We start from the raw sequence: 11,687 nt of genomic DNA, 5'->3' as shown, positions 1-11,687 counted from the left end.
ACTCGGCACGGACCGGCGACCGCCGGCACGGGGCCGCCCCCATGCGCTTTTCCCAACGAGACACGTGACGCACATGACCAAGTTCCGCAGCCTGATCCTCGCCTCGGCCCTCGCCGCCGTCGCCTCCCCCGCCTTCGCCGGCGACTTCTTCGCCCGCGGCGAAGCGGGCACCACCCGCGCCGAATTCTCCTACGGCTCGGCCAGCGATTCCGACAACGACACCGCCTACGCCGTCCGCGGCGGCTACATGGGCAAGTACTTCGGCGTGGAAGGCTTCTACGGCCAGTACTACGACGCCTCGTTCGACGGCGCCGACCTCAAGGCCGACGGCTACGGCTTCGCGCTGGTCGGCAAGTACCGCTTCGGCGAAGACAAGGGCTTCTTCATCGACGGCCGCCTGGGCCTGGCCCGCACCACCCTGAAGGCCAGCGTCGACTTCGTGCCCGCCCCGCCGTCGCCCGAAAGCGTGACCGGCCCCGCCAAGGCGGGTCCCGCCCCCATCGCCGTGTCGGGCGAATACACCCACACCCAGCCGTACGCGGGCGTGGGCGTCGGCTACGACTTCAACGAGCACTACGGCGTGACCCTGAACTACACGCACCAGAACAAGCTCAAGCCGGCGCCGATCTCGTCGCCCGCGGTCGAGCTGAACACGCTGGCGCTGGGCTTCGAGTACCGCTTCTGATCCATCGCGGTTCCCGTGTTGCACACGCGACGGCCGCCCCAGGGCGGCCGTCGTCGTTTGCGCCTTCCCGCGGTCGCGGCAAACGCGACCGCATGGGCGAAGATGGCGGGCCCGGGCCGGCCGGCTTCGCCCGCTCCGCCTTCCCCGTCTTTCCCGAACAGGACGCCATGACGCCTTCCCTCGCCGACACCGCCGCCCGCCTCCGCGACGTGGTGCGCACCGCCACCCGCGGCATGGTCGGCCGCGAACAGCTGGCCGAACTCATCGTGCTGGCGGCCGTGGCCCAGGAACACCTGCTGGTCATCGGCCCGCCGGGCACCGCCAAGAGCGCGATCGTGCGCCGCGTCGCCGGCGCGCTGGGCGGCCGCTACTTCGAATATCTGCTGGGCCGCTTCACCGAACCGTCGGAGCTGTTCGGCCCGGTCGACCTGCGCCGGCTGCGCGAGGGCGTGGTCGAGACCGACGTCACCGGCATGCTGCCGGAAGCCGACGTGGTGTTCCTCGACGAAGTCTTCCTCGGTTCGACCGCGGTGCTCAACACGCTGCTGGGCATCCTCAACGAACGCCGCTTCCGCCGCGGCCAGACCGTGCACGACTGCCCGCTGCGGGTGTGCGTGGGCGCGGCCAACGCGCTGCCGGACGACGAATCGCTGGCGGCGTTCGCCGACCGCTTCCTGCTGCACCTGTTCGTCGAACCGGTGCCGGACAACCAGTTGGAAGCGCTGCTGCGCGGCGGCTGGGAAAGCGAACGCCTGCCGACCGCGCCGTGCGCCGACCTCGCCCAGCTCACCGTGCTGTGCGACGCAGTGGCGACGGTGGAAATGGACGACGCCCGCGGCGCGCTGGCGGCGGCGCTGCGCCAGCTGCGCGCGGCCGGGCTGGGGCTGTCGGACCGGCGGATCGTGAAGGCGCAGCGGCTGGTCGCCGCGGCGACCGTGCTCGCCGGCCGCACCCGCGCCACCGAGGCCGACCTGTGGCCGCTGTTCTACGTGATGCCGACCCGGCAGAGCCAGCTCAATGCCCGCGAAGTGCTGCGCGACCGTCTCGCCGTCGCGGCGCATCCGACCCTGCACGCAGCGGTGGAGCACGCCAGCCTGCAGCCGCTGTCGCGGGTGTCGCGGCTGATCGAGGCGGCGCAGGCCTGCCTCGACGGCGGCCACGAGCCCGCCCTCAAGGCCACGCTGGCCGAAGCCCTGCTGCGCGAGATCGACGCCAACTTCACCGCCGAGGCGCTGCCCGAGGCGCTGGCCGCGCAGCGCGCGCGGCTGGCGGCGGCCGTGGCCGACGCGCCGGTGGACGTGCCGGCGAACCCGGGCTGACCCGCGACATCCGATGCGCTGGCACTGGCGTCCCGAACCGGAGATTCCCGCCGCGACCGGCGTGGTCGGCGTCGGCGCCGTGGCGCGCGCGCTGTTCCGCCGCGCCGAGGCCGCCGCGCAGGCGCGCACCGACACGCGCACGCCCGCGCCATGGCAGGTGACCGCGCACCAGGACCTGCTGTTGCTGACCGGCGCCGCCGACACCCTGCCGTGGGTCGAAGGCGCCCGCTACGTGGCGCCGCGGCCGGACGCGCCCGGCCTGTGGCTGCCGACACTGCTGCGCCCGGACGTGCCGCTGGACCTGCTGGCGGCAGCGATCGCCCGTCGGCATCCGCGCAAACCGCTGCTGCTGTGGCCCGATCCCGCGCAGTGCGTGCCGCTGGATCGCCTGCTGCCGGCCGATGCGCCGGTGCTGGCGCGCATCGCCGCGCGGTGGAGCGACTGATGCCCGGCCCGCGCCCGCCGCAATTGCTGCTGCCCGCACCGCCGACGGACGCGACCCCGGCGGTCGCGCCGGCGCCGGCCGAAACGCCGCTGCCGCGCGCGCTGGCGCCGTGGCGGGCGTGGCTGGACTGGCTGCCGCCGGAGCAGATCGCGGCGCTGGGCGATCTGCTGCCCCGCCTCGACGCGGCGCTCGGCGCGCTGCGCGGCCCGCGGCTGCAGCAGGGCGAGGAGCCGGTCGGCATCGACGACCTGCGCCGGCGCGGTCCGTACCACCGCCTGCTGCTCAGCGAATGGGCGGTGGCCGACGTGGCGCCGGACGAATTCCTGCGCCGCGCCAGCAGCGGCGAACACCTGTTCCTGTCGCCGCGGCGCGAAGTGCGCAAGGCCGACGCGCGCATCGTCGCGCTGTTCGACAGCGGCCCGGCCCAGCTCGGCGCGCCGCGGCTGGCGCAAGTCGCGCTGTGGATCCTGCTGGCCCGGCGCGCGATGGCCGCGCAGTTGCAGTTCGGCTGGGGCACGCTGGCCGCGCCGCCGCAACTGCATCCGGCCGACCAGCCTCAGCAGCTGAAGGCGTTCCTCGCCACGCGCACGTTCACCCATCCCGATGCCGCTGCGCTCGCGGCCTGGCGCGACGCGCTGGCCGACGACCGCAGGACGCCCGGCGAACGCTGGTGGATCGGCGATGCCGACGGCACCGTCGACGCGGCCGAGTTCACCCACCGCGTCGCCATCCGCCGCGAGGACCGCGCCGCGCTGGCGGTGCGCATCGAAACCAACGGCGTGCTGCGCGAGGTGCGGCTGCCGCTGCCGGACGGCCGCGGCGCGGCGCAGCTGCTGCGCGGCCGGTTCGCGTTCGAGCGCGTGGCGATGCCGGCGGACGATCCCGCACCGGCGCACGATGGCCCGCGGCTGTCGCTGCGGCAGCCACCGCTGATCGCTCCCGGCGGCGAACGCATCGCGGTGCCGCTGCTGGATGCGAGCACGGCGATGCTCTACGCGCTGCCGAAGAACGGCGGCCGCACGCCGAAGCCGACGCGCTCGGCGAACTGGGCCCGCGGCCGCGAGCTGCTGTGCGCGACGCTGGGCAAGTCGTTCGGCGGCGTGATCGCCGATCCGGAGCACCTGCATTTCTGGAACATCGACGGCTTCCGCGTCCATCCGCGCCCGTCGAAGGACGACTTCCTGGCGCCGCCCGGCCAAGCGCACTGGCTGCCGTGCGCGCTGCTCGCGGGCGGCAAGAAACCACATCACCTCTACGTGCTCGACGCCGCGCGCCGGCTGGTGCGTTTCGCCGGCGACGACCGGTCCACCAAGGGCGCCCCATCCGTCGACCTGGTCGCACGCGACGTGCTGGCGATGGCCCGGCTGGACCCGGAGCGGCTGGTCTACCTGCACCAGCACGAACAGCACGTGATCCTGCGCCTGCACCATCGCCAGGGCGGCGCCGAGACGACGATCCACCAGGTGAGCGTGCCGCGGCGGCCGACGATGGCATTCGTGCGCGTCGCCCCGCTCGGCACCGGCGCGTGGGCGATGACCGCGACCCCACACAGCCAGGGCGGGCAGTGGACGATCGTCCAGCGCGGCGGCATGGCCCTCGAATGGTATTCGTCGCAATTCCATCTCGGCGCAGGCTGGCGTGCCTGTGGTCTGACCCTCGTGCCCGGCACCCGCCTGCACGGGCTGGTCGCACTGTCACCCGACCGCCGGCGGATCGTGCTGTTCGACGGCGCCGACAACACCCTGCTGCACCACGCCGATGCGCCGATCGCGACGGTCAGCGTGGGCGTGGACTGCGACGTGATCGCCGCGGTCACCGAGCACCGCAAGCTGATCGTCATCACGCCCGGCGGCGCAGGCGCGCTTGCATGGTCCGACGACGACGAGGCGCCCGATGCGGACTGACGCCGCCCTGCCGCCCGCCACGACCGGCGCCACGGTGCGCGAACCGCTGTGGACCGGCGTGCAGCCGATCGCCGGCCTGTGGTTCGACGCCGCGCAGCGCGACGGCGACGCCCACGCGGCGCGCCTGCTGGCGCACTGGCGGCCGGGTGCGCGGGCACTGCGCTTCGTCGACGGCGACCTGCTGCAGTTCCCGCAACCGGCGCTGGCCGACTGCGCGACCCTGCCCGGACTGGCGCTGTGCCGGCTGGACGGCGGCGCGGCCGGCGCGCTGCTGACCAGCGCACCGCTGACCGATGCCGAGCGCGCCGCGGTGCGCGGCTGCGATCTCGCGCTGGTGCGCGGCGCGCGCGTGCACGGGCTGCGCTTCGCCGACGGCGCGGCACTGGACCCGTCGACGTGGATCGACGCCGGCGACCTCACCCTGCACGACACCTTCGACTGCAGCGCGACGGTCGCCGCGCCGCCGCTGCCGCCCCCGGCCCGCCGCGACGTGCGCGAAGCGCTGGGCGGCCGCATCCCGCCGCCGAGCGCGGAGCGCGAACAGTTCCTGCGCCAGATCGCGGCCGATACCGCGGAACGGAAACGGCGGGCGGCCGGCGGCCAGGGCCGTCCGGGCGGAGGGGTCGGCGTCGGCATCGGGGCGTCACTGGTGGATCGCGCGCTGCGCTGGCTGGGCGCCGGGGCCGGCGCGATCGCCGAAGCCGGCCTGCCGCGGGCGCAGCGGACGGGCACCGCCGCGGGCGGCGTGGCGCCGCGCACCGCGCCGCGGCCGCCGTCGGCCTGGCGCGACGCGCTGACCCGGCTCGCCATCGCCAGCCGCGCCTCGCGCCTGATCGGCTGGCGCCAGAGCGCCTACCTGCGGCGGATGATGCGGCGCTTCGAGGAAGGCGATCCGCTCGAAGCGCTGCGCCACGCGCTGCCGATCGACCGCACCGGCGACTCGCTGGGGCAGGCCTTCGGCACGCCCGGGCGCCGCGACGACCTGCGCCTCGGCGGCCAGACCGGCGCCAGCGTCGACATCGGCCTGGACGACGGCACGAAGCAGCACCTGCGCGATCTCTACCGGCGCACGTTCGAACGGCTCGACCGCGACGGCCGCATCGACGAGGCGGCGTTCGTGCTGGGCGAACTGCTCAACGCGCGGCAGGAATGCCTGGACTACCTGGAGCGCCACGGCCGCCACGCGCAGGCGGCGGAGCTGGCGCTGACCTGGGAGATGCCCGGTGCGACCGCCGTGCGCCTGCTGCTGCTCGCCGGCGACGAAGCGCGGGCCTTGCAGGTGGCGCGCCGCGACGGCGAGTTCGCGCTGGCCGTGGCCGCGCTGGAGAAGCCCCATCCGGCGCTGGCGAAGCGGTTACGCCTGCACTGGGGCGAGGCGCTGGCCGATCGCGGCGAGTGGCTGGCCGCGGTCGACGCGGTGTGGCCGGTGCCGGAGGCGCGCAACCTCGCCGCCGGCTGGCTGCGCATCGCCGAAGACGCCGGCGAGACGCTCTCGGCGCGCGCACTGGTGCGCCGGGCGCAGCTGTTGCCGGACACCCCGACCGTGCACGCCGACCGCCTGCGCGCGCTTGCGCGCCCAGGCGGCGATGCCGTCGACATCGACCTCGCGGCCGAGGCGCGCAGTGCGCTGGCGGACGCGCTGCTGGCCGTGCACACACGCACGCCGGCCGTCGCCGCGATCGCCAACGCGCTGCTGCCGGCCATCGCCTGCGACCGCGCGGCCGGGCGCAACGCGCTGGGCAAGTCCAAGCTCAACAAGCTCCTCGACAAGTGCGACGACCCGCTGCTGCGGGCCGACCTGCCGGCGTGGTCGCTGCCGCCGATCGTGGCGCAGCCGACACTGTGGGCGCGCACCACCCCGATCGTGCCGACCGCACCCGCACCGGGGCTGATGCCGATCCTCGACGCCGCGCCGCTGCCGGATCGCGCGTACCTGCTCGCGCTGGGCGAAGCGGGCGTGGTGCAGGTCGACGCGCGCGGCCGCGTGCGCCATCGCCATGCCGTGCCCGCCGACGCGCTGGTGCTCGCCGACAACGGCCAGGTCGCGCTGGCGGTGGCGCGGCGCGAAGGCGTGTCCCGCATCAGCCGGCTCGACCTCGTGCGCCAGACCTGCACCGACCTCGGCTCGCTGCGCGTCGACGCGCACGCGCCGCGCTTCGACGGCGCGGCGTGGAGCGTGGTCGCCGACAACCGCATCCTCGTCATCGACACCGCGCGCTCGCTGCGCGACGTGGTCTGGCACGTCGGCGACCTGCCCGGCCGGCTGGTCGTCGCGGAGTATTCGGCGACGCACGAGGCGTACCTGATGGTCACGCCGGACGGCTTCGAGACCTGGAGCTACCACCTGCCTGGACGACGGCTGGGCCATCGCGACCGCATCGAGATCGATCCGGCGCTGCCGCTGCTGCTGCAGCCCTACGGCCGTGCCTGCCAGCCGCGGATCGCGGGACTGACGGCGCAGCGGCTGGAGCTGGCGTTCCGGCTGCACGGCCCGGAACGCCGCATCGAGATCGACGGCGCGGATTTCGCGGCGATGAACGGCGACGGCGACGGCATCGGCCTCACCTGCCACGCGGCGCAGCTCGGCATCGCGATCGGCGTGTCCGGGCCGGGATTCCGGCGCTTCCTGCTGTGCCGCCCGGCCGATGCGAAGCCGGTGGCGACGATCGACTGGCCGCTGGACGGCATGCCGCGGCTGCGCGAACGCGGCGACCACGTGCTGCTGTTCGACGATCGCGGCCGCGTGCTCGACCTGCGCCTCGACCACGCCGCGACCACCGCCTTCAGTCTGTGCTGATGCAGCGCCGTCGCGCGCGGCGGTTCACGCCCACGCGTTCGGCGGCGCGCCGGTCTCCGGGTGCTTCATCCGCACCACGCAGAAGCGCTGACCGGTGGGCGCTTCCATCACCACCCAGGTGTGCACGGCCTTGATGCGCTTCGCGCCCAGCGCTTCGAGCCGGCGGACCTCGGCCTCGATGTCGTCGGTCTCGATGTCGAGGTGCACGCGCGAGTCGTGCGTCACCTTCTGCACTTCGACGTGCAGCCCGCCGGGCGCGTCGTCGAGCTTGACGTAGGTGTCCGCTTCTTCCGGCGACAGCGTGCCGACCGGCCAGCCCAGCGCGTCGCTCCAGAAGCGCGCGGCGGCGTCGAGGTCGTCGGTTCTGCAGTCGATGATGAAGCCGGCGAGGCGGCTGCGATGGGCCATGGCGTCACGCTCCGGAGCAGGCCGGCGCGCGGATCGCACCGGTGGCTGCCCACGATACCGCCGCGGCGCGGCTCAGCGCGCGCGTCGGCGCACGGGCGGCGTCGGCTCTTCCTTCGAGGCTTCGTGGCGCGCGTCGTCGTCGAGCTTCCTGCGGCGCGCCTGTTCGAGTTCGTATTCCTCGATGACCTTCCGCTGCAACGCCTGCGCCAGCAGCGCGCGGTAGACCGGATGCAGGCCGGCGTGGCCCATCGCGGTCCACAGTTCGTCCTTTTCGGCGGTGTAGGCGAACACCGAGACGCGCTCGAAATCCTTGAGCTCCGGTTCCTTGGGCGACGCGACCACCGCGACGAATTCGCTGAAATCCATGCCGCTCTCCCCGGTTGGAACGATGGCGGCGACGGCGTTGCGGCGCCGTCGCGCTCAGACGGGCCCGATCAGACCGAGTCCCACCACATCAGGAATTCATGCCACAGGCGCTTGAAGAAGCCGGCTTCGGGCACGCCTTCCAGCGCCACCAGCGGCGCCTCGGCGACGACCTTGCCGTCCAGCGACACGCGCACGGTGCCGATCGCCTGGCCACCCTTGATCGGCGCGGTCAGCGTCTTCGGCACGTCCATCGTCGGCTTGAGTTCGGCGTAGCGGCCACGCGGCAGGCTGACCAGCAGTGGCTGCGCCACGCCCAGCTTGAGTTCGTTCGCGGTGCCCTTCCACAGCTTGTGGGTGGCGATCACCACGTCCTTGTCGTACAGGCGCTGGGTTTCGTAGAAGCGGAAACCCCAGTTGAGCAACGCCAGCGAATCGACCGCACGCTCTTCCTCGCTGTTGGCGTGCATCACCACCGTGACCAGGCGCTGGTCGCCGCGCTTGGCCGAGGCCATCAGGCAGTAACCGGCGGCGGCGTGGTGGCCTGTCTTGATGCCGTCGACGGAATCGTCGCGCCACAGCAGCAGGTTGCGGTTGCGCTGGGTGATCGGGCCCACGGTGTACTCGCGCACCTTGTTGTACGCGTACTGCTGCGGGAAATCGTGGATCAGCGCGCGACCGAGCAGCGCCAGATCGTGCGCGGTCGAGTAATGGTCCTTCGCCTCCAGCCCGGTGGCGTTGACGAAGTGGCTGTCCTTCATGCCGATGCGCCTGGCGTACTCGTTCATCAGCGCGGCGAACGCCGACTCGCTGCCGGCGATGTGTTCGGCGAGCGCGATCGCGGCGTCGTTGCCGGACTGGATCGCCATGCCCATTTCCATGTCGACCAGCGGCGCGGTCTTGTTCACCTCGAAGCCGCTGAAGCTGCCGTCGGTGCCGGCGCCGCCGCTGCGCCAGGCGTTCTCGCTCATCATCACCTTGTCGTCGGCCTTGATGCGGCCGGCCTTCAGCTCGGCACCGACGACGTAAGAGGTCATGACCTTGGTGATGCTGGCCGGCTGCAGGCGGTCGTCGTAGTGCTCACCGGCGAGGATGCGGCCGGTGGCGTCGTCCATCACCAGCCAGGCGGCGGCGTGGGCCGGCTTCGGTGCATCGGGGATGGCGATCGGCGGCGGCGCGGGCTGCGCCGCGGGCGCCTTGGCCGGTGCCGGCGTCTGGGCCGACGTCCGGGCGAGTCCAAGCCCCGTCGCGAACACGGCGGCGGCCAGCGCCAGCCCCCGCGTCCAGCCGATCCCGCCCCGCCCCTGCCGCAAGCCGCCCAACGTCTTCATCGAATCGTGTACTCCGGAGAATCGCGGCCGTGCCGCGCAAATGAGGATCAAGACCACCATTCTGACGGAAGCGGCCCGCACCTGCCGAGCCGTCGTGCCTTCGCGCCGCCTCCGTGCGGCGCGCGGGGGTGCCGCGGGTCAGTCGCGCACGATCTGCGCGGCCGCGAAGCCCAGATCGGCCGCGCGGCGCGAAAGTTCCTGCACCTGCGCCTCCGGCACCGGGCCCAGGCGCAGGCGCCAGACCGGGCGGCCGTCGACGCTGCCCTCGTCGATGCGCACCGGCGACAGCCCGCCGGCCGACAGCCGGTCGCGGGCGCGGTCGGCGTTCTCGCGGGCCGAGTACGCCCCGACCTGCACCAGCACCTCGCCGGGGCCGGCGGCGACCACGACCGGCGCAGCCGGAGGCGGCGTCGCGGGTGCCGGTGCGGCGGCCGGTGCGCCGGTGGCGACGCGGATGCCGCGTTCCTGCATCCAGCGCTCGAATTCGTCGGCCGACAGCGCCGGGTCGGCCGGCGCGGCGGGCGGGGTCGGCGCCGGCGCGCGGACGGCGACGCGGGTGTCGTCGTCGCGGCGGTCGTCACGACCGTCGTCACGTTCCTCGCCCGGACGCAAGGCGCGCACTTCCACCCGCGCCGTGCCCTGGCGCACGAAGCCGAGCTTCGCCGCCGCCGCGTAGCTGAGGTCGATGATCCGGCCGGAATGGAACGGCCCGCGGTCGTTCACGCGCACCACCACCGACTTGCCGTTGGCCAGGTTGGTCACCCGCACGAAGCACGGCAGCGGCAGCGTGCGATGCGCCGCCGAGAACGCGTACATGTCGTAGATCTCGTGGTTCGAGGTCTTCCGGCCATGGAACTTGTTGCCGTAGAACGAAGCCAGCCCTTCTTCGACATAGCCGTCGGCGCGGTCGCGCACCTGGTAGCGCTTGCCGAGCACGGCGTAGTCGCGGTTGCCGATGGCCGAACGCGGCTCGTTGCGCACCTGCGGCTCGGGGATAGCGTCGACGTCGGGGATCGCATCCGGCACGGTGTCGGGCACGCCCGGCGCGTAGAGCCCGCCGGCGACGTAATCGCCGCGCTTGGACGGGTCTTCCTGCGCCGGGGCGTAGGGCGAGCGCTTCGGTGCCTCGGCCTCGCGGCGGTGCTCCGGCGGCGGCACGCGCTCGGCCGACGGCGGCGCCTTGCGCACGGGCGCGCCACCGCAGGCCGCCAGCGCGGCGCCGAGCAACAGCAGGACCGCGGCGCGGCCGGTCGTCGTCGCCGCGCTCACGGCGTCGCGCCCTCGCGGATCGCCTGCGCCAACTGGTGCACGGCCAGCGCGTACATCGGCGAGCGGTTGTAGCGGGTGATGACGAAGTAGTTGCGGTAGCCGATCCAGTATTCGCGGCCCATGTCGCCGTCGAGGCCGACGACGGTGGCGCCGTCCTTCGCCACGTCGCGGGGCTGCGGTTCGCCGACCATCGGCCGGTAACCGCGGCCCGCCAGCGACGCCAGCGTGTATGCCGGCTGCAGCGAATCGGGCACGAACTCGGTGCGGCCGGCGTCCAGCGCCGCGCGCGCCACGACCGGTGCGTCGGCCTGCCAGCCGTGCGCGACGAAATAGTTCGCGATCGAGGCGAACACGTCCGGCCGGTGGGTCAGCAGATCGCGGCGGCCGTCGCGGTCGCCGTCCTTGCCCCAGATCCGGTAACTGGACGGCATGAACTGGCCCATGCCCATCGCCCCGGCGTAGCTGCCCTTGAGCGTGAGCAGGTCCAGTTGCGGCTCGTCCTTGGCCAGCGCGAACATCTGCGCCAGCTCGCCGGCGAAGAACGGCGCGCGCTTGGGATGATCGAACGCCAGCGTGTACAGCGCGTCCAGCACGCGGTAGTTGCCGGTGTTGCGGCCGTAGAAGGTTTCCACGCCGATGATCGCGACGATGTACTCGGCCGGCACGCCGGTCTGCGCCGACACGCGGTCCAGCGCTTCACGGTTGTCGCGGTAGAACGCGCGGCCCGCGTCGATGCGCGCCGGCGTGAGGAAGATCGCGCGGTAATCGCGCCACGGCTTCACCGCCTCGGCCGGGCGGGTGATGGCGTCGATGATGCTCTGCTTGTATTCGGCCTGCGCCAGCGTGTCGCGGACGCGCTGCGGGTCGATGCCGTACGTGGCAGCGGCATAGTCGACGAACGCGGCGATGCGCTGCTCGCGCGGAATGGCCGGATCGGTCACCGCCGGCGGCGCGACGGGGCGCTCGGGCGGCTGCGGGACGTCGGGCAGGCGATCGGACGGCGGCGGCGGCGGAACGGGCGCCGACACGGGCGGCGGCACCACCGCGACCGGCGCCGACGGCGGCGAAGACGTGGCACACGCGGCCAGCGACACCACGGCCGCGACCGTGCCCATGCGCAGCAAGCTACGGAAAATCAATGGCTTGCGCCTCTTTTTTGGGGTGGA

General features: G+C 73.5%; 10 protein-coding genes. 5 read left to right on the top strand and 5 right to left on the bottom strand.

What is annotated here, in order from left to right:
* Positions 1 to 73 precede the first annotated feature (73 nt).
* The 5 genes from ACT53R_RS13715 (at position 74) to ACT53R_RS13695 (ending at position 7,150) form a co-directional block, all read left to right on the top strand.
* Complete coding sequence (locus ACT53R_RS13715) at positions 74 to 685, top strand: outer membrane beta-barrel protein (protein ID WP_476172453.1); 612 nt, start codon at positions 74 to 76, stop codon at positions 683 to 685.
* A 167-nt stretch (positions 686 to 852) separates the two neighbouring features.
* Positions 853 to 2,004: an AAA family ATPase gene (locus tag ACT53R_RS13710; RefSeq protein ID WP_476172452.1), complete on the top strand. Its 1,152-nt coding sequence runs from the start codon at positions 853 to 855 to the stop codon at positions 2,002 to 2,004.
* 13 nt (positions 2,005 to 2,017) lie between these two features.
* Positions 2,018 to 2,449: a bpX5 domain-containing protein gene (locus ACT53R_RS13705; protein ID WP_476172451.1), complete on the top strand. Its 432-nt coding sequence runs from the start codon at positions 2,018 to 2,020 to the stop codon at positions 2,447 to 2,449.
* Positions 2,449 to 4,353, top strand: a complete 1,905-nt coding sequence (locus ACT53R_RS13700) for a hypothetical protein (protein WP_476172450.1) — start codon at positions 2,449 to 2,451, stop codon at positions 4,351 to 4,353. Before ACT53R_RS13705 ends, ACT53R_RS13700 begins: the two co-directional genes overlap by 1 nt.
* Positions 4,343 to 7,150: a bpX6 domain-containing protein gene (locus tag ACT53R_RS13695; protein ID WP_476172449.1), complete on the top strand. Its 2,808-nt coding sequence runs from the start codon at positions 4,343 to 4,345 to the stop codon at positions 7,148 to 7,150. Before ACT53R_RS13700 ends, ACT53R_RS13695 begins: the two co-directional genes overlap by 11 nt.
* Positions 7,151 to 7,174: 24 nt before the next feature.
* Here ACT53R_RS13695 and ACT53R_RS13690 read toward each other — a convergent pair whose 3' ends face one another.
* The 5 genes from ACT53R_RS13690 to mltB form a co-directional block, all read right to left on the bottom strand.
* Positions 7,175 to 7,558 (bottom strand): VOC family protein, encoded by a 384-nt coding sequence (locus tag ACT53R_RS13690; RefSeq protein WP_476172448.1) that lies wholly within the window; start codon positions 7,556 to 7,558, stop codon positions 7,175 to 7,177.
* Positions 7,559 to 7,630: 72 nt separating this feature from the next.
* The gene (locus tag ACT53R_RS13685; protein ID WP_476172447.1) at positions 7,631 to 7,924 is read right to left on the bottom strand and encodes a hypothetical protein; all 294 of its coding nucleotides are present in this window, start codon (positions 7,922 to 7,924) and stop codon (positions 7,631 to 7,633) included.
* A gap of 68 nt (positions 7,925 to 7,992) precedes the next feature.
* Entirely contained in the window at positions 7,993 to 9,252 is a 1,260-nt protein-coding gene (locus tag ACT53R_RS13680) for a D-alanyl-D-alanine carboxypeptidase family protein (RefSeq protein ID WP_476172446.1), read from the bottom strand.
* Between the two features lie 138 nt (positions 9,253 to 9,390).
* Positions 9,391 to 10,521 carry a septal ring lytic transglycosylase RlpA family protein gene (locus tag ACT53R_RS13675; RefSeq protein ID WP_476172445.1) on the bottom strand — a complete coding sequence of 377 codons (1,131 nt, stop codon included), beginning with the start codon at positions 10,519 to 10,521 and terminating at the stop codon, positions 9,391 to 9,393.
* On the bottom strand, positions 10,518 to 11,636 hold the full coding sequence (mltB, locus tag ACT53R_RS13670) for a lytic murein transglycosylase B (RefSeq protein ID WP_476172444.1): 1,119 nt from the start codon (positions 11,634 to 11,636) through the stop codon (positions 10,518 to 10,520). Before mltB ends, ACT53R_RS13675 begins: the two co-directional genes overlap by 4 nt.
* Positions 11,637 to 11,687 lie beyond the last annotated feature (51 nt).

This window comes from Lysobacter sp. DMC104 (genome assembly GCF_056313665.1).
This window is presented reverse-complemented; position numbering and strand designations above follow the sequence as displayed.